This window comes from Xanthomonas cassavae CFBP 4642 (genome assembly GCF_000454545.1).
In the GTDB taxonomy this organism is placed as follows: domain Bacteria; phylum Pseudomonadota; class Gammaproteobacteria; order Xanthomonadales; family Xanthomonadaceae; genus Xanthomonas; species Xanthomonas cassavae.
On record NZ_CM002139.1, the window covers coordinates 1,594,002 to 1,616,040 of the forward strand.

General features: G+C 67.5%; 19 protein-coding genes, 1 other RNA gene and 2 pseudogenes. 12 read left to right on the plus strand and 10 right to left on the minus strand.

Annotation, left to right across the window (positions count from 1 at the left end):
- The first annotated feature begins 54 nt into the window (after positions 1-54).
- The 5 genes and pseudogenes from sufT to XCSCFBP4642_RS0107040 all read left to right on the plus strand — a co-directional run bounded on the left by sufT (position 55) and on the right by XCSCFBP4642_RS0107040 (position 7,079).
- Complete coding sequence (sufT, locus tag XCSCFBP4642_RS0107020) at positions 55-609, plus strand: putative Fe-S cluster assembly protein SufT (protein WP_029219190.1); 555 nt, start codon at positions 55-57, stop codon at positions 607-609.
- Between the two features lie 64 nt (positions 610-673).
- On the plus strand, positions 674-1,759 hold the full coding sequence (locus XCSCFBP4642_RS0107025) for a branched-chain amino acid aminotransferase (protein WP_029219191.1): 1,086 nt from the start codon (positions 674-676) through the stop codon (positions 1,757-1,759).
- Positions 1,760-2,071: 312 nt separating this feature from the next.
- Positions 2,072-3,322: pseudogene (locus XCSCFBP4642_RS24240) on the plus strand (S8 family peptidase); the annotation flags it as partial.
- A gap of 307 nt (positions 3,323-3,629) precedes the next feature.
- A pseudogene (locus XCSCFBP4642_RS0107035) lies at positions 3,630-5,027 on the plus strand (S8 family peptidase); the annotation flags it as partial.
- 354 nt (positions 5,028-5,381) lie between these two features.
- Complete coding sequence (locus XCSCFBP4642_RS0107040; RefSeq protein ID WP_029219193.1) at positions 5,382-7,079, plus strand: S8 family peptidase; 1,698 nt, start codon at positions 5,382-5,384, stop codon at positions 7,077-7,079.
- 37 nt (positions 7,080-7,116) lie between these two features.
- Here XCSCFBP4642_RS0107040 and XCSCFBP4642_RS26585 read toward each other — a convergent pair.
- The 5 genes from XCSCFBP4642_RS26585 to wrbA all read right to left on the minus strand — a co-directional run bounded on the left by XCSCFBP4642_RS26585 (position 7,117) and on the right by wrbA (position 9,401).
- A non-coding RNA gene (locus XCSCFBP4642_RS26585) (sX9 sRNA) lies at positions 7,117-7,193 on the minus strand.
- A 60-nt stretch (positions 7,194-7,253) separates the two neighbouring features.
- Positions 7,254-7,727 (minus strand): Cys-tRNA(Pro) deacylase, encoded by a 474-nt coding sequence (gene ybaK / locus XCSCFBP4642_RS0107045; RefSeq protein ID WP_029219194.1) that lies wholly within the window; start codon positions 7,725-7,727, stop codon positions 7,254-7,256.
- Positions 7,728-7,731: 4 nt separating this feature from the next.
- On the minus strand, positions 7,732-8,217 hold the full coding sequence (locus XCSCFBP4642_RS0107050) for an asparaginase domain-containing protein (protein ID WP_029219195.1): 486 nt from the start codon (positions 8,215-8,217) through the stop codon (positions 7,732-7,734).
- A 186-nt stretch (positions 8,218-8,403) separates the two neighbouring features.
- On the minus strand, positions 8,404-8,748 hold the full coding sequence (locus XCSCFBP4642_RS0107055) for a DUF2069 domain-containing protein (protein WP_029219196.1): 345 nt from the start codon (positions 8,746-8,748) through the stop codon (positions 8,404-8,406).
- Positions 8,745-9,401, minus strand: coding sequence for an NAD(P)H:quinone oxidoreductase (gene wrbA / locus XCSCFBP4642_RS0107060; protein ID WP_029219197.1), 657 nt, complete (start codon positions 9,399-9,401; stop codon positions 8,745-8,747). The genes XCSCFBP4642_RS0107055 and wrbA overlap by 4 nt, the downstream gene beginning before the upstream one ends.
- Positions 9,402-9,452: 51 nt before the next feature.
- Between wrbA and XCSCFBP4642_RS0107065 the strand changes: the two genes are divergently transcribed.
- The 4 genes from XCSCFBP4642_RS0107065 to XCSCFBP4642_RS0107080 all read left to right on the plus strand — a co-directional run bounded on the left by XCSCFBP4642_RS0107065 (position 9,453) and on the right by XCSCFBP4642_RS0107080 (position 12,918).
- Positions 9,453-10,730, plus strand: coding sequence for a YihY family inner membrane protein (locus XCSCFBP4642_RS0107065; protein ID WP_029219198.1), 1,278 nt, complete (start codon positions 9,453-9,455; stop codon positions 10,728-10,730).
- Complete coding sequence (locus tag XCSCFBP4642_RS0107070) at positions 10,727-11,338, plus strand: TlpA family protein disulfide reductase (protein ID WP_029219199.1); 612 nt, start codon at positions 10,727-10,729, stop codon at positions 11,336-11,338. Before XCSCFBP4642_RS0107065 ends, XCSCFBP4642_RS0107070 begins: the two co-directional genes overlap by 4 nt.
- Entirely contained in the window at positions 11,338-11,604 is a 267-nt protein-coding gene (locus XCSCFBP4642_RS0107075) for an acylphosphatase (RefSeq protein ID WP_029219200.1), read from the plus strand. Before XCSCFBP4642_RS0107070 ends, XCSCFBP4642_RS0107075 begins: the two co-directional genes overlap by 1 nt.
- Positions 11,605-11,688: 84 nt before the next feature.
- Positions 11,689-12,918 (plus strand): hypothetical protein, encoded by a 1,230-nt coding sequence (locus XCSCFBP4642_RS0107080; RefSeq protein ID WP_029219201.1) that lies wholly within the window; start codon positions 11,689-11,691, stop codon positions 12,916-12,918.
- Here the strand turns inward: XCSCFBP4642_RS0107080 and ppk2 are convergent.
- From ppk2 to hemA, 5 genes are all read right to left on the minus strand, one after another.
- Complete coding sequence (gene ppk2, locus XCSCFBP4642_RS0107085; RefSeq protein ID WP_029219202.1) at positions 12,900-13,682, minus strand: polyphosphate kinase 2; 783 nt, start codon at positions 13,680-13,682, stop codon at positions 12,900-12,902. The genes XCSCFBP4642_RS0107080 and ppk2 overlap by 19 nt on opposite strands.
- 30 nt (positions 13,683-13,712) lie before the next feature.
- Positions 13,713-14,231, minus strand: coding sequence for a molybdenum cofactor biosynthesis protein B (gene moaB / locus XCSCFBP4642_RS0107090; RefSeq protein ID WP_029219203.1), 519 nt, complete (start codon positions 14,229-14,231; stop codon positions 13,713-13,715).
- A 476-nt stretch (positions 14,232-14,707) separates the two neighbouring features.
- Positions 14,708-16,414 carry an O-linked N-acetylglucosamine transferase, SPINDLY family protein gene (locus XCSCFBP4642_RS0107095; RefSeq protein ID WP_029219204.1) on the minus strand — a complete coding sequence of 569 codons (1,707 nt, stop codon included), beginning with the start codon at positions 16,412-16,414 and terminating at the stop codon, positions 14,708-14,710.
- A complete protein-coding gene (gene prfA, locus XCSCFBP4642_RS0107100) occupies positions 16,411-17,496 on the minus strand; it encodes a peptide chain release factor 1 (protein WP_029219205.1) in 1,086 nt (361 codons plus the stop codon). Before prfA ends, XCSCFBP4642_RS0107095 begins: the two co-directional genes overlap by 4 nt.
- A complete protein-coding gene (hemA, locus tag XCSCFBP4642_RS0107105) occupies positions 17,474-18,772 on the minus strand; it encodes a glutamyl-tRNA reductase (RefSeq protein ID WP_029219206.1) in 1,299 nt (432 codons plus the stop codon). Before hemA ends, prfA begins: the two co-directional genes overlap by 23 nt.
- Before the next feature lie 64 nt (positions 18,773-18,836).
- Here hemA and XCSCFBP4642_RS0107110 point away from each other — a divergent pair, with 64 nt between their 5' ends.
- Genes XCSCFBP4642_RS0107110 through ispE form a run of 3 tightly spaced genes read left to right on the plus strand, consistent with a single transcriptional unit; the run spans position 18,837 to position 22,038 of the window.
- Complete coding sequence (locus XCSCFBP4642_RS0107110; RefSeq protein WP_029219207.1) at positions 18,837-20,522, plus strand: tetratricopeptide repeat protein; 1,686 nt, start codon at positions 18,837-18,839, stop codon at positions 20,520-20,522.
- A 14-nt stretch (positions 20,523-20,536) separates the two neighbouring features.
- Positions 20,537-21,172 carry a lipoprotein insertase outer membrane protein LolB gene (gene lolB / locus XCSCFBP4642_RS0107115; protein WP_425480183.1) on the plus strand — a complete coding sequence of 212 codons (636 nt, stop codon included), beginning with the start codon at positions 20,537-20,539 and terminating at the stop codon, positions 21,170-21,172.
- Positions 21,154-22,038: a 4-(cytidine 5'-diphospho)-2-C-methyl-D-erythritol kinase gene (gene ispE / locus XCSCFBP4642_RS0107120; protein ID WP_029219209.1), complete on the plus strand. Its 885-nt coding sequence runs from the start codon at positions 21,154-21,156 to the stop codon at positions 22,036-22,038. Before lolB ends, ispE begins: the two co-directional genes overlap by 19 nt.
- The last annotated feature ends 1 nt before the right edge of the window (position 22,039 follow it).

Genomic DNA, 22,039 nt, shown 5'->3' on the forward strand with positions numbered 1-22,039 from the left:
GGTCGGCTAGAATGGCCGACTTGCGCGCGTCCGGCGCGGCCCCATATCCAGCCCATGTATTCCCGTAGCAGCGAACCCGTCCAGTTCGAACGCGATTGCGATGCCGTCATGGTGCCGCAGGGCGATTCGGTGACCCTGCCCGCAGGCAGTTATGGCTATATCACCCAGGCACTGGGTGGCAGCTACACCGTGTTTGTCGAAGGCAATCTGTTCCGCATTGCCGGCAAGGACGGCGATGCGATCGGCAAGGAGGCCCCGCCGGGGCTGGAACTGCCCGACAACGCCAGCGATGAAGAGGTCGAGGCCTTGGTGTGGCAGCAGCTGCGCACCTGTTTCGACCCGGAAATTCCGTTCAATATCGTCGATCTGGGCCTGGTCTACGAGGCGGTGGTCAGCCATCGCGAGGAAGACGATCAGCGCCGGGTGGACGTCAAGATGACGCTCACCGCGCCCGGCTGCGGCATGGGCGAGATCCTCGTCGACGACGTGCGCAGCAAGGTGGAAATGATCCCGACCATTGCCGAGGCCGATGTCGAGCTGGTGTTCGACCCACCATGGGGCCGGCATATGATGTCCGAAGCGGCCCGTCTCGAGACCGGCATGCTCTGATCGTCACGCGCCATGTCCACGATGTGGCGCTGCGTCCTTTCGCCCGCCATACAGGAATCTACCGGTGTCCGTGTCCTTCGCTTCCACCCGTTCTCCGTCGCCGCGCAGTGCCGACGAACTGTCCGTGATCCTGGCCGCGCCCGGTTTCGGGCTGCATTTCACCGACCACATGGTCGCCATCTCCTGGAACAACGCGCAGGGCTGGCATGACGCGCAGGTGCGTGCCTACGGCCCACTGCAGCTGGATCCGGCCGCCTCGGTGCTGCATTACGGCCAGGAAATCTTTGAAGGCATCAAGGCTTACCGGCATGCCGATGGCTCGATCTGGACCTTCCGCCCGCAGGCCAATGGCGAGCGCCTGCAACGCTCTGCGCGCCGTCTGGCGCTGCCGGAATTGCCGGTTGACCTGTTTGTCGAATCGTTGCGCCAGCTGGTGGCGGTGGATGGGGGCTGGGTGCCGTCGGCACCGGAGACCAGCCTGTATTTCCGCCCCTTCATGATCGCCGACGAGGCCTTCCTGGGCGTGCGCGCCGCGCACAAGGCCTCGTACTACGTGATCGCCAGCCCGGCCGGCCCGTATTTCGCCAAGGGTGTGGCGCCGGTGTCGATCTGGTTGTCCACCGAGTACGCGCGTGCGGCCAAGGGCGGCACCGGCGCGGCCAAATGTGGCGGCAACTACGCCGCTTCCCTGCTGCCGCAGCAAAAGGCCCAGGCCCAGGGCTGCTCGCAGGTGCTGTTCCTGGACCCGGTGGAGGGTAAGTACATTGAAGAGCTGGGCGGCATGAACGTGTTTCTGGTCTACAAGGACGGCACGCTGGTGACGCCGGAATTGTCCGGCAGCATCCTGGAAGGCATCACCCGCGACAGCATCCTGCAGCTGGCCCGCGATCGTGGCATGCGCGTGGTCGAGCGCAAGGTCGCCATCGACGAGTGGAAGCAGGGCGTGGCCTCCGGCGAGATCGCCGAGGTCTTTGCCTGTGGCACCGCTGCCTTGGTCACGCCGATCGGCGAGCTCAAGGGCGACGGATTTGCGGTGGGCGACCCGGCGGCGGCAGCGGGCGAGGTGACCATGGCGCTGCGCCAGGAGCTTACCGATATCCAGTACGGTCGTGTGCCGGACCGTCACGGTTGGCTGGTGCGTTTGTCGTAAGCCGACATACAGCGTCAAAAAAATGGCCCCCATGTGCAACACGGGGGTTTTTTTTGGCCCGCCATGCAGCAGAAAACGTCTTCATCAGGTCAAGGACGCCGCAAGCGGGCTGAGCAGATCTGATTTGTGTCACAAAACTGATATTTAGGTTTCAAAAGTGTCGATTTCGTATTGTCCAGTTCGTTTTTAGTGAGATAAGTTCGCTGAACGGATCGATAACAAGGGCTCGATTCGGGGATCCGGCGCTGACCTACGGAAGGCGGCGCCGGAATTGACCGCTTAGGCGTATCTCTCTGATTGGAAGGGAATTCGATGTCGAATCCGTCGTCCCGCAAGCGTCTTCGCATGCTTACCGTCCTCAGCGCCACCGCGCTGATCTCCCTGTTGCTGGCAACGCCTGCGCTTGCCGGTGAGGTCTATCTGGACGGCCTTGCCATCGCCCAGACCCACCAGAAATTCATCGTCACCTATAAGGATGCCAGCACCGCGCTGGCCAACCCGAGTGCGCTGACCACCTCGCTGCGTGCCGCCGCCCGCGCGGTACCGGCCAGGACTGGCAAGGCGCTGGGCCTGAGCCCGGTCCATCGTCTGGCGCTGGGGCCGGAACTGGTCAAGGCCGATCGCGCGCTGGACCGCGCCGAAGCCGAAACCCTGATGCGCCAGCTGGCCGCCGACCCCAATGTGCAGAGCGTGGAAGTTGACCAGATCCTGCACGCCATGCTGACCCCCAACGACACCCGCCTGTTCGAACAGTGGGCATTCGGCACCACCAATGCCGGCCTCGACATCCGCTCAGCATGGGATAAATCCACCGGTGCCGGCGTGCGCGTGGCGGTCATCGACACCGGCATCACCAGCCATCCCGACCTCAACGCCAACATCCTGTCGGGCTACGATTTCATCAGCGATGCGGCAACCGCGCGCGACGGCACCGGGCGCGACAGCAATCCCGCCGACGAGGGTGATTGGTATGCCGCCAACGAGTGCGGCACGGGCATTCCGGCGGCAACCTCCAACTGGCATGGGACCCACGTCGCCGGCACGGTTGCCGCGGTGACCAACAATTCCAGTGGCGTGGCCGGTACTGCCTATGGCGCCCAGGTGATCCCGGTGCGCGTGCTCGGCAAGTGCGGCGGTTCGCTGTCGGATATCTCCGATGCCATCATCTGGGCGTCGGGCGGCACCGTTTCGGGAGTGCCGACGCTGTCGTCGGCGAATGCGGCCGAGGTCATCAACATGTCGCTCGGCGGCGCTGGCGCCTGTTCGACCACCTTGCAGAACGCCATCAATGGTGCGGTATCCCGTGGCACCACGGTGGTGGTAGCTGCAGGCAACAGCTCGGCCAACGTGTCCGGTTCGCTGCCGGCCAACTGCAACAACGTGATTGCGGTTGCGGCAACCACCTCGTCCGGCGCCAAGGCCAGCTACTCCAATTTCGGTGCCGGCATCGATGTGTCCGCGCCGGGTTCGGCCATCCTGTCCGCGCTCAACAGCGGTACCACCACCTACGTGCGGGTCAAGGCGTTCAGCACGTTCTCTGGCGTGACCCTGCGGGCCAGCTACTAAGAGCAGCTAACAAAACTACTGCGCGTTTTGGTAGCCGCTCTAAGGCCTGCCGCTCGACGCGGTCTGCGCTGTCCGGGCATGCGCCAGGCAGCGCAGGCACCGCGCCACCCCATCTGCGATGTCTCGCCCACGTTGGCCCTTGCGGCCGGCGCAGGCGGCGCATTGCCGCTCGGCCGGGATGGACACCGGTCAGTCGTTTCGACGGGCGCCATCGCCCGTCCATTCCGGCCCGACCCGCAGTCTGCGGCGACGGCCGGCCATCTCGCCGCAACCGCGGCACTTCTTAAAATCTGAGGAACGATCAATGTCCAATGTGTCGCAACGTCGTGCACCTGCACGCGCACTGGTGGTGCTGGGTATTTCCGCGCTGACCTCCCTGCTGGCCGTGCCGGCGTTTGCCGGTCAGGTCAACCTGTCCGGCTTGGATTCGCAGCCGACGCTGGATCGCTTCATCGTCAAGTACAAGGACGGCAGCAGCCCGGCGGTGAGTCCGACCTCGATGCGCGCCTCGCTCAACTCGGTCGCCACCGCCGTGCCGACACGTGCCGGCCGCGCGTTGGGCCTGAACCATGTGCGCCGCACCGCGCTGGGTTCGGAAGTGCTCAAGGCCACCCGTGGCCTGGATCGCGCCGAGGCCGAAACGCTGATGCGGCGCATCGCCGCCGATCCCAGCGTGGACTACGTCGAAGTCGACCAGATCATGTACCCCACGCTGACCCCGAACGACACCCGCCTGGCCGAGCAGTGGGGCTTTGGCACCACCGCCTCCAGCATCAACGTGCGCCCGGCCTGGGATACTGCCACCGGCACCGGCGTGGTGGTGGCGGTGATCGACACCGGCATCACCAGCCATCCGGATCTCAATGCCAACGTGCTGCCCGGCTACGATTTCATCAGCGATGCCGCGCGTGCGCGCGACAACAATGGCCGTGACAGCAACCCGGCCGACCAGGGCGACTGGCGCGCCGCCAACCAGTGCGGTTCCGGCGTTGCAGCGGCCAATTCCAGCTGGCACGGCACCCACGTGGCCGGCACGATCGCGGCTGTGACCAACAACAACAGCGGCGTGGCCGGCACCGCGTTCAACGCGCGTATCGTGCCGATTCGCGCCCTGGGTCTGTGCGGTGGCGCCACCTCCGATATCGTCGATGCGATCGTGTGGGCCTCCGGCGGCAGCGTGTCCGGCGTGCCGGCCAACGCCAATCCGGCCGAAGTGATCAACATGTCGCTGGGCGGCAGCGGTACGTGTTCCAGTACGTATCAGAACGCGATCAACGCAGCCGTGTCGCGCGGCACCACCGTGGTGGTGGCGGCCGGCAACAGCAATGCCAACGTGGCCAACTTCACCCCGGCCAGCTGCGCCAACGTGATCTCGGTGGCATCGATCACCTCGGCCGGCGCGCGGTCGAGCTTTTCCAACTTCGGCAGCACCATCGACATCTCCGGCCCCGGTTCGGCGATCCTGTCGACCTTGAACAGCGGCACCACCACCCCGGGTTCGGCCAGCTACGCCAGCTACAACGGCACCTCGATGGCGGCACCGCACGTGGCCGGCGTGGTCGCACTGGTGCAGTCGGCGGCGAGCCGTCCGCTGACTCCGGCGGCGGTGGAAACCCTGCTGAAGAACACTGCCCGTCCGTTGCCGGGCGCCTGCTCGGGCGGCTGTGGTGCCGGCATCGTCAACGCGGCGGGTGCGGTCAGCCAGACCCCGTGACACCATGCTAGCTGCGCGCTGCCGGCATGACCGCCGGCAGCGCCGTCGGGCCGGTCCCCACCGACCTGTCGGTGTTTTGAATTTCGCACTGCCCCGCTTCGGCGGGGCAGTGTGCGTTTGGAGCCTGGCCACGCCTGGGCGTTAGCCGACCGGCTGCGGCAATGGCTGAACAAAGCGCATGGCACCGCCTTCCGGCCGCTTCAGACCCGCAGATGGCACGCCGATAGCCAGCCCACGTGAGGCGTGGCCGTGTGTAACCGCCCCACGATCGGGCAGTGCGCGTCGCAGAGGGCGTCAGCGCGTTGTCCTCCGAATGTTCAGCTCCTTGGGGAGGGGTGATCCATGTCGCATGTCTCGGTTGGCGTGCTGCGCCACGCTGCATTTGTCTGTGCGTTGTCCTGCACGTTTTATGCCACTGCCGGCGAGGTCAGCCTGCAAGGGCTGGCGTCCAGTTCCACCCATCAACGCTTCATCGTCAGCTACAAGGACCGTGTCGGCAGCAGCCGTGCCACCGGGCTGTCCGAACCGTGGCGCGAGATTGCCAGCGCCGTGCCTGCACGACAGGGGCGCGCATTGGGTCTGTCGACCACGCGCCGGCTCAGCACCGGCCCGATACTGCTGGTGGCCGACCGCACGCTTGATCGGGTGGATGCGGAAAGCCTGATGCGTCGGCTCGCTGCCGACCCGGCGGTCAAACGGGTGGAAGTGGATGTGCTGATGCGTCCCTTGCTGGTGCCCAACGACCCTGGCGTTCCGCAGCAGTGGGCGATGGGCACCAGCAATGCCGGCCTCAACATCCGCCCGGCCTGGGACCGTTCCACCGGCAAGGGCATCGTGGTGGCGGTGATCGATACCGGCATCACCGCGCATCCGGACCTGGCCGCCAATGTCTTGCCCGGCTACGACTTCATCACCGATCCGGCAACCGCCCGCGACGGCAATGCACGCGACGCGAACGCAGCCGACCAGGGCGACTGGTCAGCTGCGAACGAATGCGGCTCCGGTGCGTCCGCGTCCAGCTCCAGCTGGCATGGCACCCATGTGGCCGGCATCGTCGCCGCCGTCGGCAATAACAGCAGCGGCGTGGTAGGCACCGCGTTCAATGCCAAGCTGCTGCCGCTGCGGGTGCTGGGCAGGTGTGGTGGCTACATGTCCGATATCGCCGACGCCATCGTCTGGGCAGCGGGCGGCAAGGTGACCGGGCTGCCTGCCAATCCGAATCCTGCCACGGTGATCAATCTGTCGCTGGGCGGCTACGGCAGTTGCTCGGCGACGATGAGCAACGCCATTGCCGCGGCGGTGACGCGTGGCAGTTCGGTGGTGGTGGCCGCGGGCAACAGCAATATGGATGTCTCCACCAGCGTGCCGGCCAACTGCCCGAACGTGATCGCGGTGGCGGCCACCACCTCGGCCGGCGCGAAGGCCAGTTTTTCCAACTTCGGCAAGGGCGTGGATATCGCAGCACCGGGGCAGGCCATCGTCTCCACGCTCAACAGCGGCACCACGGTACCGGGCAATGCGGCGTATGCGTCGTACAGCGGCACCTCGATGGCCGCACCGCATGTGGCCGGTGTGGTGGCGTTGATGCAGTCGGTGGCCTTGAACCCGCTCACGCCGGCAACGGTCGAGGCCTTGCTCAAGAGCAGCGCACGGCCCTTGCCGGTTGCCTGCACCCAGGGCTGCGGCGCAGGCTTGGTGAATGCCGACGGGGCACTGGCGGCGGTGATCGAGTCGACCACGCTGGCCCGCAATGTGACGCGCACGGGGGTGAGCGCGGCACAGTCGGACGTGGTGTATTACCAGGTCAACGTGCCGGCGGGCACGCGTTCGCTGAAAGTGACGCTGGGCGGTGGCAGCGGCAATGCCGATCTGTCGCTGCGGGCCGGCGCCCTGCCCAGCGACAGCGCGTACAGCTGTCGCAGCATGCTGCCCGGCAATGCCGACAGCTGCACGCTGAGCATGCCGGCGGCGGGCACCTACTACGTGCGGTTGAAGGCGACGCTGGCGTTTTCGGGAGTCGGTGTCACGGCGGCGTACTGAGTCTTGCGTCAGTCGTGCGATCGCCGCGACTTATTGCGGCTGACAAGACGTTACGAGCAGCCGTCAGGTGGGTGTGGATGGCGCACTCAGTACCGGAGTGGACGCGTGGTACATGCCGCACCGAGCGCCCATCGCACCCGCCTGGCGGCTGCGCAATCGTCTTGTAGGCCGCTTCTATTCGCACAGTGTGCAGGCGCGTGCACTGAGGGACTGCAATAGCTGTTCGCCGGGCAATTCCAGCAGCAAGCCGCGCTGGCCGGCATTGACCCAGAGCGCCGGCGCGTCCAGCGCTGCGGCTTCCACCAGCACCGGCGCCTGCCGTTGCTGGCCGAGCGGACTGATCCCGCCCACCTTGTAGCAGGTGCGGCGTTCTGCATCGGCCACGTCCATCATGCGGGCGGACTTGCCGCCTTGCACGTGGGCGAGCTTCTTCAACGACACGCGCTGGTCGCAGGGAATCACCACGCATACCGCCTGGTCGTCGACCCAGGTCATCAGGGTTTTCAACACCGTCTGCGGTGCCAGGCCGAGCGCAGTGGCCGCCTGCGATCCCTTGGCATCGGCATCGGCCTGGTAGTCGTAAGGATGCAGCACGTAGGCCACGCCCGCCGCGTCCAGGGCACGGGTGGCGCGGGTCGCCTTGCTCATGCCGTCAGATCGACTCGAAGCGGTTGGCGGCGACGTTCTTGCGTACCTTCTGCGGGTTCCAGACGCGCCCGTTCATGGCGATGTAGACGCCGGCCGGCAAGGATTGCACCGCACCCACCGCGCAGCCGATGTTGAATTCCGCGTCCGAGCCGCGAAAGCGCGCCGGGTTGAGCGCGCCGGTCATCACGATGGTCTTGTCGGGAATCGATTGCAGTACCTTGCCGGTTTCCACCATCGAGTCGGTGCCGTGGGTAATGAGCACGTGGCGGGTCGGCTGGGCGGCGATGGTGGCGCGGATCAGTTCGCGATCGGCCTCGGTGATGTGCAGCGAATCCTTGCGGATGATCGGAATCACCGAGAAGCGGAAGGTCACGCCCAGTTCCTTGAGGATCTGGCCGATCTGCGGGTCGCCGATCTGGTAATCGGATTTGTCGTCGAAGTAGATCTTGTCGATCGTGCCACCGGTGGTGACGATCAGAAGGTCTTCCATTGCTGCCAATCCTGTAGGGCCAACGCGGTGCAGGCCGCGCGCGGGGCCGCCATGATACCGCCCGCCCAAGATGCTGGCAGCGCAGACGCTGCGGCAAGCAGCAGGGGTGTCGAAAACGTGCGCTCACGCGTGGCTATCGGCGGAGCGTGCCGCGGCGCAGATGGCCTGCGGCTGGACGGCGGCCGGTCAGCGCGCCTTGCGCTTGCCTCCGAAGCGCGCTGCCATGCCGGGGCCACCCACCAGGCCCACGACCGCCAGCGCAAGCAGCAGTTCCAGCCATGCCATTGCACGTGCCTGCGGCTGGCTCCAGGCAGCCATCACGCCGTGGCTGAACCAGCCCAACGCAAACACGCCCGCCCAGAAACGCGCACGCGCGCTGCGTACCGCCAGCACACCGGTCAGCGCGGCCGGCAGCACGAACACGAAGAACGCGGCGAGCGGCCGCGGGTCGTCGTGAAACCAGGCCGCGAATAACGCTGCCAGTGCCAGCAGCGCGGCGCTCAGCAGCCAATGCATGGCGCGCACGCTCACGGAGTTGCCAGCCGCCGCGCGACATCGGCCACCCGGCGGCCCAGCGCGCGTGCCAGCAGGGCTTCGTCCTCGCTGGGTTGCGGGTCGCCGCTGGCGCCGGACACATGGCTGGCGCCGTACGGCGTGCCGCCGCTGGTGGTATGGCTGAGCGCGGCTTCGGTGAACGGGATGCCCACGATCAGGCAGCCGTGGTGCAGCAGCGGCAGGTGCATCGACAGCAGGGTCGATTCCTGCCCGCCGTGCATCGAGGCGGTAGAGGTGAACACCGCTGCCGGCTTGCCCGCCAATGTGCCGCTGGCCCATTCGGCGCCCAGGCTGTCGAGGAAGTGTTTCATTGGCGCAGCCATGTTGCCGAAGCGGGTGGGGCTGCCCAGCAACAGGCCGCTGCATTCGGCCAGATCGGCGCGGTCCACGTAGGGTGCGCCTTCGTCCGGCACCGGGGGGGCGCTGGTCTGGGTGACCGCGGCGACCGGCGGCACTGTACGCAGCCGCGCGCTCATGCCGTGCACTTCGCCGATACCGCGCGCGATCTGCCGCGCCAGCCGCGCCACCGAACCGCCCCGGCTGTAATACAGCACCAAAATCTCCGCCATCGCGCATCCACCGCCTGTGTGAGTTGCCGCAGTATCGGCCAAGCCGCTGCCCCACTGCACGCCGCCGCTGCGGTGAGGCCGCGACGACGGCGCATCGGGTACCCTTGCGCGATGGCGCGTGTGAACAAACTCCACCAATGGAAAGAACGTCTGCACGATCGCGCGCGGACGGTGAGCTTCGGGCGCTTCCTGTGGCGCCGTTTCCTGGATGACCGCCTGTTCCAGGCCGCCGCATCGCTGGCCTACACCACGGTATTTGCGCTGGTGCCGCTGGCGATCGTGGTGTTCGGCGTACTGTCCGCCTTTCCCGCGTTCAACGAGTGGAAGGACGCGCTCACCGACTTCATCTTCAACAACTTCGTGCCCGGCGCGGCGCGTTCGGTGCAGAACTATCTCAACCGCTCGCTGGAAGACCTGGGCAAGTTCACCGTGGCCGGTATGGTCGCGCTGGTGGCCTCGTTGCTGATCACCCTGCACAGCATCGAGCAGACCTTCAACAGCATCTGGCGGGTGGCCGCTGCGCGCCCCAAGGTGACGCGCTTCCTGATCTATTGGACGGTGCTGACGCTGGGCACGATGCTGGCCGCCGCCTCGATGGCAATGGCCGCCTACGTGTTCGCGCTGCCGCTGTTCCGCACCACCGAAGGCCAATGGCTGGCCGAATTTGCCTGGCGGCTGGCGCCGATGGCGGTGGAGTTCGTCTGCATCGTGTTGATCTACCGGGTGGTGCCGCAGCATGCGGTGCGCCTGCGGCATGCGCTGCCGGGCGCATTGCTGGCGGTGATCCTGATGGAGATCGTGAAGTGGGGCTTTGGCTTCTATCTGGGCAATTTCCAGACCTATCAGCGCATCTACGGCGCGCTGTCGGCGTTGCCGATCCTGTTGTTGTGGATCTACCTGAGCTGGGTATCGGTGCTGCTGGGCGCCTCGCTGGCCTCGTCGATGTCGGCCTTCCGCTACCAGCCCGAAGCCATGCGGCTGCCGCCCGGCTTTGAGATCTACGGCCTGCTGCGCCTGCTGGGCCGGTTCCGCCAGGCGCGCAGCCATGGCAACGGCCTGGACGAAGACCGCATCCTGGCACTGGAACCCATGCTTACCGACACGCTGATGCAGGAGCTGCTGTGCGAGCTCAAGCGCATCCGCCTGCTGCGCCGCGACGAACGCGGCCAGTGGCTGCTGGCACGCGACCTGGACGTGGTGCCGCTGGCCGAGCTCTACGAAAACTGCCAGTTGCGCGTGCCGATCGAGGACCGCCCGCTGCCCTGCCGCGACGACGCCTACGGCCAGGCCGCCGCCGCCGCGCTGGAACAGCTGCGCCAACCGTTGCGCAGCGTGCTGGCGCAACCGGTCGGCGACCTCTACACCCACCTCCCCGGAGATCCTCCATGACCGTGCGCCTTGTGCGCGGCGCCTGTGCGCTGCTGTTGCCGCTGTTGTTGCTGACCGCCTGCAAGCCCACCGGCGAGGGCACGCCCGCTGCCGATCCTGGGGCCACTGCGCCGGCAGCGCCTGCCCAGCCAGCCGGGACACCGGCCGCCACGGGGCCTGCCGGTGCCACCGGTACCTCGGTCGTGCAGCAGACCGCGCAGATGCCCAAGCTGTCGCTGCCCACCGTCTCGGGCGAGACCTACGACCTGGCCGCGCATCGCGGCAAGTGGGTGGTGGTCAACTTCTGGGCCACCTGGTGCGCGCCCTGCCTGAAGGAGATGCCAGAGTTGTCGGCCCTGCACACCATGCGCGATACCGTCGAAGTGGTGGGCCTGGCCTACGAAGACATCACCGCCGCAGACATGCAGGCGTTCCTGAAGGACCACCCGGTGTCCTACCCGGTGGCGATCCTCGACCCCTACCAGCCGCCGCAGGATTTCGCCACGCCGCGTGGCCTGCCGATGACCTACCTGATCGGCCCGGACGGCAAGGTGGCCAAGCAGTTCCTGGGCCCGGTCACGGCGCGCGATATCGAAACGGCGGTAGGCATCACCGGCAAGGCCGGCTGATGCAGGCCGCGCGTTTCGTGGTCAGCGGTGTGGTGCAGGGCGTGTGGTATCGCGCCTCCACCCGCGAGCAGGCGCTGGCGCTGGGGCTGCGCGGGCATGCGCGCAACCAGGCCGATGGCAGCGTGGAGGTCGTCGCGGCCGGCAACGAGGCGGCGCTGGACGCGCTGGAATGCTGGCTGTGGCAGGGCCCACCGGCGGCCAGCGTCGCCGCGGTAGTGCGCACGCCGTGTGCGCTGCAGCCGTCTGAAGACTTTGTAACTGGCTGAGCGCACGCCAGCGCAGCGGGGCAACAGAGTTGGGTTGCCTCGCCGATAACCCTGTCAACGCGATCAGGCGTTCAGGGGAATGCAATGGCTGCTCCATCTCAAGATCACACTCTCGGGCACGACCTGCCTGCCCACGGCGCCTCGCGTGTCCTGGCGCAGTGGGGGCCGTGGCTCTATCTCGCCGCGTTGCTGGGGATCGGCTGGTTGTTGTTCCAGCAGCCGCAAACGCGCGTGCTGCGTCCCGGGCAGGCGGCCGCCGGCTGGCTGCTGGCCTGGACCTTCGGTGGCATCGTGATCGGTGCGGTGGTGTGGAGCCTGCGGCTGGCGCGACGTGGCCTGGGTGCGCCCAGCGCCAGCTATCCGCTGTCGGCGCGGCTGCCCGAGTCCTGGGCCGATGCCTATGCAACATTGCTGCGCCCGGCGGCTGCGGCCCCCCTGAGCGCGGCCAGGCTCGACCCGACCAGCGCCCAGCGCGGCGCGGCCTGGCACCGTTTCGGCGCCGGCATGCTCAGTGCGGAAAGTTTCGACCCCAACGACGCCACCCGCATGCCGTGGGACGGCATGGATGCCCAGGCCTGCATCGCCCGGCTGGATGAGGTGCGTGGTGCCTGGCAGAACGCCTCGGCCAATCGCGCGTTGCAACAGGAGCGCCGCTACTGGCTGGACGTGGTGCTGTCGCTGCTCGATCACGGCGTGATGCGTCCGCTGCAGGATGGCTATCTGCCCGACACGGCCGCGCTGCGCACCGAACGTTTCCTGCTCGGCGCCGATGCCGGCCCGACGGTGCTGGCCGACGTACCGGCCTTGTTCGCGCGCCGTCTGGCCCTGGCCATCGAGGCGATGCCGGCCACGCAGCGCGATGCAGCCGGCATCCAGTGGCGCCTGTTGCAACAGCTGCATGCCCTGGTCGCCGAGAGCCGCATGCTGGATGAGCGCTCGCAGGTGATCCAGGTGCTGGCCTGGAACCCGGACGTGGACCTGGATCAGGTCGAAGTGGCCTACATCCTGGCTGCCGAATACCGCGAAGGCATGCGCGACTGGTTGCGCCGCGCCGCCCTGGTGCGCCTGCCCGACAGTGCTCTGCGCCTTGACGAAGTGTTGCTGTCTTCGTGTAGCCCACTCGGCCCGCAGGCCGACGATGTGGACTACATGGAAGCGATGCGCCCGCTGCACCGCGGCTTCATGCAGCTGTTCAATCAGCGCCTGAGCCAGCTGGTGCTGCAGGCCGAGCAGGCCGAACGTCAGGCCGGCCTGTATCCGTTGCCGCGCGCCACCGCGGCCAGCGACGAGATCTCTCAGGACTGGCCGGCGTAATCGTCGATCGGTTCCAGCACGCCGTAGCGTTCCTTGTGCGGCTTGCCGTCCAAGGGCGGCAGCTGCAGCGTGTCATCGGGCACCGCGGTGTCCGGGAGCCGATCCAGCAGATTGCGGATCAGGCTCAACCGGCCGCGCTTCTGGTCGTTGAAATCCACCAGCGTCCACGGCGCGTCCGGCGTATGCGTCACCTCGAGCATGTGCTCGCGCGCGGCGGTGTAGTCCTCGTACTTGCTGCGTGACTGCAGGTCCACCGGCGACAGCTTCCAGCCCTTGAGCGGATCTTCCTGGCGTTCGGCAAAGCGCTGTTCCTGCTCGGCCTGATCCACGCACAGCCAGTACTTGAACAGCAGGATGCCGTCGTCGACCAGCAGTTGTTCGAAGCGCGGCGCCTGCTCCAGAAACGCGTCGTACTGCGCGTCGGTGCAATAGCCCATCACCCGTTCCACGCCGGCGCGGTTGTACCAGCTGCGATCCATCAGCACCAACTCGCCGGCCGCTGGCAGGTGCGCCACATAGCGCTGGAAATACCATTGCGTGCTTTCGCGATCGTTGGGTGTCGGCAACGCCACCACCCGGCACTGGCGCGGGTTCAGATGGCTGGCGATGGCCTGGATCACACCACCCTTGCCGGCGGTGTCGCGGCCTTCCACCAGTACCAGCGCGCGCTGGTTGGTATGCCGCAGCCAGCGCGCCATGTTGACCAGCTCCAGCTGCAGCGGTGCCAGCAACTTCTTGTAGGCCTTGCGTTTCAGGTGCGACATGCGCGTTCCAACAGCGATGGAGCGCGCAGGCTATTCGCCCAGACGTGGACGCAGTGTCGCCAGATTGCAGGGCTTGGTCCGCGCATCCAGCTGCGCACGCACGATCTTTTCCCAGGCCGTGCGGCAGGCCGAGGTGGAGCCGGGCAGGCAGAACACGAAACTGTGATTGGCCAGCCCCGCAAACGCGCGCGATTGCAGCGAGGAGGTACCGATTTCGTCCACGCTGACCGCACGAAACATTTCGCCGAAGCCGGGCATCAGCTTGTCCAGCAGTGGAGTGATCGCCTCCGGCGTACTGTCACGGCCGGTGAACCCGGTGCCGCCGGTGACCAGGATACCGTCGATCTGCGTATCGGCGATCCAGGCCGACACGATCGCACGCATGCGGTAACGGTCGTCCGGACACAGCGCACGTTCGTGCAGCACATGGCCTTCCTGGGTGAGGGCATCGGCCAGGTAGTTGCCGGAGCGATCGTCGGCCAGGGTGCGGCTGTCCGACACGGTCAGCACGCACAGGCGCAAGGGTATGAAGTCGGGAGTCGATGGCATGCGCCAAGCCTAGCGAGCCTGGCGGGCCGGGTACAGCGCCGCGGTGTGAAGTCGAGAGCACCGTGACTAACGCATCCTCCTGCCAGACAGCAGTGCGGTGACCAACGCCCCTCGCCTGGCCAGGCGGCAGCACGCGGACCAACGCCCCTCTCCTGCGGGAGAGGGGTTGGGGTGAGGGTACGGGCGAAGCCGCATGGAGAATGTTCCTGGACGAACTGGTCGCGCAACCGTCGCAGACGTTGCATGTAGTCAATTGCGACGCCTAGGGCCATGGCGACCCACAACACCGCTTCAGCGCAGTTTCTCACCAGCTACCAAGCACCAATTGGGCGCAGCTGACACACCGTAGCGAGCAGTTGCCAGCAGCGCGCCTAGCGCTTTCAGACTCCGAGTGCGAGTGGTACATGAGAATGCCGATCATCCGCCGCGCGCCTGGCAACTGCATGTCAGCTGCACAGGGAGCGCTGTTGGCTGCTCTAAACCCCCAACCAACCACGCTCCCGCGCCACCACCTGCAGCAGGGCCGCGAGATCGTCCGCAAATCCATCCATATCGAAAACGCCGCTGCGCTGTCGTTGCTCGGCAAGACGCGCGCGGACATCAGCCAGCAGGTCCGGATGGTTCGCCAGCTCGATGGCGTTGGCCACGAATGCCGCGTCATCGGTCGCGTTCATCTGCTCCAGTCCCAGGTGATGATTGAGGCTGCCGGCCACGCGCGAGGCAAAGGTCTCGCCCGGGGTGGTCAGCACCGGGCAGCCTGCCCATAGCGCATCGGAGGCGGTGGTGTGGGCGTTGTACGGATGCGTGTCCAGGAACAGATCCGCGTGCCGGTAGCGTGCCAGATAGTGCGGGTGCGGCAGTTTCGGCATGAACACCAGGCGCTGCGTGTCCACGCCCTGTGCCTGTGCCACCGCACGCAACCGCGCATCGGCCTGGCCTGGGCCGGAAAGCAGCCACAGCACGCTGCCCGGTACCGCGCGCAGCACCGCCAGCATGCGGGCCATGCTGCGGGGATTGAGCTTGTAGCTGTTGTTGAAGCAGCACAGCACCACGCCATGCTCGGGCAGGCCGCAGTCCGCACGCGAGGGCGGCACGGCAACCGTGCGCGAGGTGTCCGACGGTTGAAACACGCGAGGCAAACGCAGTATCTGCTCGCTGTAGCACGGCGCCAATGACGGCGGTAGCGCGAACGCATCGCCCAGCACGTAATCCATCCAGGGCGCACCGGAGGTACCCGGGTAGGCCAGCCAGTTGATCTGCACCGGTGCCGGGCGCAAGGCGAACGTTTCCGGCCGTCCGCCACCGCCCCAGCCGCGCAGATCGAACACCACATCGATGCCGTGCGCGCGGATGTGCCAGGCCGCTTCCATATGCCCCAGCGTGGCCACGTCGTGCAGCGTGGTGGCACGCGCAAGACGCGCACGGATCTCGCTTCCGTCATCGTGGCTGGTGGCGAACAGATGCACCTGCAGCCCCGGCTGACGCTGCAGCAAGGCTTCGAACAGCGCCACTGTCAGCAACCCGGTGGGATGCGCACCGAAGCCGTTGGAGACGAAACCGATCCGCAACGCGCCCTGGCGGCGCAGCGCCACCGGCGGCAGGGGCTGCAACATCGCCACGACGGCCTGCGCGCGGGTCCGTGCGCAGGCCAGCTGTTCGGCCGCGCTGGCGTCTTCGCTGAGGAACGCGAACGGCTCTACCGCCGCAGCCCCTTGCGTCACTGCCGCACGCACTTGCGTGGACAGGGCCTCCATATCGCGCCAATCGCACAGGCGACGCCGCCAGGTGAGCAGTTGCGCGGCGATGTATGGCTCGTCGGGAAGCAGCCGGTACGCGCGCGCATAGGCCGCGGCGGCCTGTTCCGGCTGGCCGGCGTCTTCCAGCGCATGGCCCAGCCACAGCGCGATGCCCGGATGCTGCGGCACCAGGTCCGATGCCTGCTGCAACAACGCTGCCGCGTCGGCATGCCGTTGCTGTGTCCAGCGCACCCGGCCAAGCCGCGCCACCGCTTCCGGATGGCCCGGCTGCAGTGCAAGCGCGCGTTGTACCGCGGCCTCGCCTGCAGCGATTGCGCCCATGCCGAGCTCGGCATCGGCCAGCATCAGCCAGGCGATGAAGTCGCCCGGCTGGCGTCGTACCGCCTCGCGCAGCTGCAGCAGCTCGCGCGGGACCTGCGCACTCACGGGCTGTCGCTCAACCGCGCCAGTTCATCGGCTTGATGCTCGTGGGTCAGCCGGCCGATCAAGGCATCCAGATCGCCTTCGATGACGTTGGTCAGGTCGTACAGGGTGAGCCCTTCCACCCGGTGGTCGGTGATGCGGCCCTGCGGAAAACTGTAGGTACGGATGCGCTGGCTGCGGTCGCCGCTACCCACCTGCAACTTGCGCGTCTGCGCTTCGGCCGCTGCCGCCTTGCTGCGTTCGGCTTCCACCAATTGCGCCTTCAGGCGCTTCATCGCCTTGTCGCGGTTGGCGTGCTGGCTGCGTTCGGTCTGGCATTCCACTACCACGCCGCTGGGTACGTGGGTGATGCGGATCGCCGACTCGGTCTTGTTGACGTGCTGGCCGCCGGCGCCGGAGGAGCGGAAGGTGTCCACTTTAAGATCGGCCGGATTGATCACGATCTCTTCCACGTCGTCGGCTTCGGGGATGATCGCCACCGTCGCCGCCGAGGTATGGATACGGCCCTGCGACTCGGTCGCAGGCACGCGTTGCACGCGGTGGGTGCCGGATTCGAACTTCAGCCGCGAGTACGCACCGCGTCCGACCACGCGCGCCACCACTTCCTTGTAGCCGCCATGCTCGCCGGGGCTGTCCGATTCGATCTCCACCTTCCAGCCCTGACGTTCGGCATAGCGGGCGTACATGCGGAACAGATCGCCGGCGAAGATCGCCGCTTCGTCCCCGCCGGTGCCGGCGCGGACTTCCAGGAACAGGTTGCCGTCGTCGCGCGGGTCGCGCGGTACCAGCAGCAGCGCCAGTTGCGCGTCCAGGTCTTCCAGGCGCGCCTGCGCGGCGGCGATTTCTTCCTCGGCCAGCTCGCGCATTTCCGGATCGTTGCGCATGGCTTCGGCCGCGCTCAGGTCGGCCTTGGCGCGCGCTTCGTCTTCCAGTGCCACCGCCACCGGCTCCAGCTGCGACAGTTCGCGCGAGAGGGTACGGAACCTGTCGTTGTTGCCCACCACGTCGGGGTCGGACAACAGGTGCTGCAGTTCTTCGCGGCGCTCGGCCAGCGCTTCGAGCTTACGGCGCAGGGTCGGCGTCATCGGTCCTCACGATCGGGGTAGCTACAGGGGGATGTTGGTAACCGGGCTTTTCCGGGAACAGCCGGTCGGCTGCGCTGGTCAGTTCCAGGTCGTTGTTGAGCGCGGCATCGCGCAACGCGGCGGTGGGTGGGTGCAGCAGGCGGTTGGTCAGCGCATGCGCCAATTGTTCCAGTACTTCGTCGGCCGGTTTGCCGTTGTGCAATTGCTGGCGCGCCTTGGCCAGCAGTTCGTCGCGGGTGCTGTCGCCGAAGGCGCGCAAGCGCTTCAGCGGGGCCTGGCGTGCGTTGGCCTGCACGGTCTCGACGTAGCGCGCCACCTGCAGGTCGATGATGGCTTCGGCTTGGTCGGCCGCCTCGCGGCGGCTGCGGCGGTTGTCTTCGACCGCGCGCTCCAGGTCGTCCACCGTGTACAGGTAGGCGTCGCCCAGCTCGGCCACCGACGCTTCGATATCGCGCGGTACTGCCAGGTCAAACAGCAGCATCGGCTTGCGTTTGCGCGCGCGCAGCGCCTGTTCCACCTGCGCCCGCGTCACCACCGGCTCACGCGCAGCGGTGGCCGAAAACACCACGTCGGCCTCGGCCAGGTGGCGTTCCAGATCGGTCAGTGGCAGCGCGTATCCACCATGCTGGCTGGCCAGGGTCTGCGCATGGGCGAGGGTGCGGTTGGCGATCAGCAGGCGCCGCACCCGGCCTTCGCTCAGATGCTTGGCGGCCAGTTCGATGGTCTCGCCGGCGCCGACCAGCAGCACCGTCGATTCGTTGAGCCGGGCAAACGACTCCTGTGCCAGGCGCACTGCGGTGGACGCCACCGACACCGGATTGGCGCCAACGCGGGTATCGGTGCGCGCGCGCTTGGCGACCGAGAACGTCTGCTGGAACAGGCGATCCAGCCCGCTGCCCAGCGCGCCGTGCGCGCGCGCCACGGCCCAGGCGTCCTTCACCTGGCCCAGGATCTGCGGCTCGCCCAGCACCATCGAGTCCAGCCCGGTCGCCACTCGGAACAGATGGCGTACCGCAGCGGCGTCCTGGTGCTGGTACAGATGGCCGCCCAATCCCGGCGCCTGTGCATCCAGCCAGCCGGCCAGTGTCTGCGCATCGTCGGCCATCGCATACAGCTCGGTGCGGTTGCAGGTGGACAGCAATGCGGCCTCGCGCACCTGCGGCAACGCGCGCAGGGATTCGAGCGCGCGCGGCAGCGCCTCACCTGCGAACGCCGCGCGTTCGCGCAGGTCCACAGGTGCGGTCTGGTGATTCAGTCCGAGCACCCACAACGTCATGTTCAGTTGCTTGCGATAAGCTGGCGGCCATTCAGGGCCCCATTTTACGGCCCGGTTGCCCCCGATGCCTGTACCGATTCGCATCCTGTGTGTTCTTTTGCTGGTCGCAGTCTCCGCCAGTGCCACTGCAGCACCGAAAAAAGCAGCGCCGGCCGCCGCCGGCAACGCCGGCACCTCCTCGCTGGAGCCCGTGCTGGCAGGCGAATTCGCCTTGCAGGCCGGCCAGCTGGACGAGGCCGCCCGCGCCTATCTGGACGCCGCCAAGGCCGAAGCCGGCGATGCCGGCCTGGCCGAACGTGCCGCCCGCATCGCCATGCTGGCCAATGACGACCCGCGCGCCATCGAAGCGCTGGCGCTGTGGCGCGCCCGCGCGCCCTCGTCGATGTCCATGCGCAGCACCGAGGCCTCGCTGGCCTTGCGCCGCAATGATCTGCGCACCGCGCGCCGCGACCTGCTCGGCTTGCTCAAGGAGCCCGACCCGCGCGGCTGGCGCTTCGCGCTGATCGCCCTGGCCAATGGCGGGCGCGAGCCGGAGGCCTCGGCCGACGTGCTCGAAGACCTGGTCAAGGCCGGCGCCATCCCCAACCAGATCGAGGCCTGGCAGGAGTTCGGCCGGCTCGCATTGCGCATGGAGCGCCCGGCGCTGGCCAAGCGCATTGTCGACGAAGTGGTGCGCCGCTTCCCCGAAGAGCCGCGCGTGGCCTTGCTGCACGCCACCCAGCTGCAGCAGGTGGGCAAGAACGATGAGGCCCTGACGCTGCTGAAGAATGTCGAGCCGCAGGCCGTCAAGGACTCCGAACTGCGCGGCGCGCTGGCTTTTGCCTATGACGCCATGGGCCAGACCGAAGCCGCTGCGCGGGTGCTGTCTACCGGGCCGCAGGACACCCAGACCTACGGCCTGCGCGCTTCCATGCTGGCCAAGGAAAAAGACCGCAGCGCGCTGGAAGCGTTGTACGGCGAGCTCAAGAGCAACGCGACTAAGCCGGACCCGGACCGTCGCCTGTTGCTGGGCAAGATCGCCGAATTCCTCAAGCGCTACGACGAGGCGGTGGAGTGGTACCGCGGCGTACCGGGCGGCCCGCAGCTGAGCGAGGCGCGCCTGCGCGCCGCCAGTGCACTGTATGAACTCGGCCGCAAACCCGAGGCGCTAGCCGAGGTGCGCGCGCTGCAGGGCGATGCCAGCGCCGACGACGACGCCCGCCGCGATGCCTATGTGCTGGAAGCCGAGCTGCATCAGCGTGCCAACGATGCCGCCGGCGAACTGGATGCTTTCGAGCGTGGCCTGGCCGCGTACCCGGACGACGGTGCGCTGCTGTACGCCCGTGGGCTGGCCTGGGAGCGGCGCGACGACGTGCCGCGTGCCGAGGCCGACCTGCGCAAGATCCTGGTGGCCGAACCCGAAAACCTCGCAGCGCTGAACGCGCTGGGCTATACCCTGGCCGACCGCACCACCCGCTACAAGGAGGCACTGGCGCTGATCGACCGCGCCCGGACCGCCGATCCGGACAACCCGGCCATCGTCGACAGCTACGGCTGGGTGCTGTATCGCATGGGCCGTACCAAGGAAGCGCTGGTGCAGCTGCGCCGCGCCTGGGCGCTGGTCAAGGACCCGGAGATCGCCGCGCATGTGGGCGAAGTGCTGTGGGTCAGCGGCAAGCAGGACGAGGCGCGGCGCTACTTCGATGAGGCCCGCCGGCTGGATCCGGACAACCGTGCCCTGCAGCGCGCAATCGAAAAGTTCGGCCTGTGAGCGTTTCGCTGCGCATGCTGGCCCTGAGCGGGATGGTGCTGCTGGGTCTATCCGGCTGTGTCAGCGTGCCGCACGGGCAGGGGGGCGGGGCGGCCGTGGTCGAGCGCGTCTCCGATGCGGCGCGCACCGCAGAAGCGGCGCGTCAGGCCTGGCTGCAGGCGCATCCGCAGTGGTCCTTCCAGGGGCGGGTGGCGATCAGCAAGGGCCGCGACGGCGGCAGCGGTCGCATCGACTGGCAACAGAACGGCGCGCACTACCGCGTCCAGCTCAGCGCACCGGTGACCCGGCAGAGCTGGGTGCTCACCGGCGACAGTGACACCGGTGCCGGTCGCATCGAAGGTCTGGACGGCGGGCCGCGCAGCGGGCCGGATGCCGAGCAGGTGCTGCGCGAAGCCACAGGATGGACCATTCCGGTCAACCAGATGGCGGACTGGGTGCGCGCGCTGCGGATCGCCGAGGCCGGCGCGCAGCGGGTCGACTTGGACGCCGCCGGGCGCCCGCGCACCGTGCAACAGGATGGCTGGACCATCGATTTCCTGGCCTGGGCGCCCGCCGGCGATGGCCAGCCGGAGCTGCCGCAGCGCATCGAAGCCTATAACGGTAGCGCCAAGGTCCGCCTGCTGGTGGATCAATGGACGGTCTCGCCCTGATGTCTGCGCAAGAAGGGTGGTCGGCGTGGCCCGCGCCGGCCAAGCTGAATCTGTTTCTGCAGATCACGGGGCGACGCGCCGATGGCTACCACCTGCTGCAGACCGTGTTCCGGCTGCTGGCCTGGGGGGACACCATTCATCTTCGTTTGCGCAATGACGGCCGGATCCGGCGTGTCGGCGACAGTTTGCCCGGCGTCGCCGAGGATGACGATCTGGTGGTCCAGGCAGCGCGTCTGCTGCAGTTTGCCGCCGGCACCCAGGCCGGCGCCGAGATCCGCGTCGACAAGCGCATCCCCGCCGGTGGCGGGTTCGGCGGCGGCTCGTCGGATGCAGCGACCGTGCTGGTCGCGCTCAACGCCGTGTGGGGCCTGGGTTTGCCGGTGGATGCACTGGCCGGGCTGGGCTTGCAGCTGGGTGCGGACGTGCCGGTGTTCGTGCGCGGGCACAACGCCTGGGCCGAGGGAGTGGGCGAGCAGCTGACCCCGATGACGCTGGCAGACGCGGCCTATGTGCTGGTGGATCCTGGCGTTCACGTGCCAACGCCCGCCTTATTTCAATCAGAGGAATTGACGCGGGATGCTGCGCCCGCGAAAATAGCGGACTTCGCTTCCGGTTCTCTGCTCGACAATGCGTTCGAGCCGGTCCTGCGGCGCCGGGAACCCGCCGTCGAGGCCGCGTTCCAGGCACTGTCCAGGATCGGAACGCCGCGTTTGACCGGGTCGGGAAGCGGCTGTTTCGTCGAATTCGCCACACGCATTGCTGCAGAGCAGGCGCTGGTGCAGTTGCCGGGCAGCCTGCAGGCGTGGGTGGTGGAGGGTGCAGCGCACTCGCCATTGCGCGACGCACTGGACGCGTTACAGGTTTGAT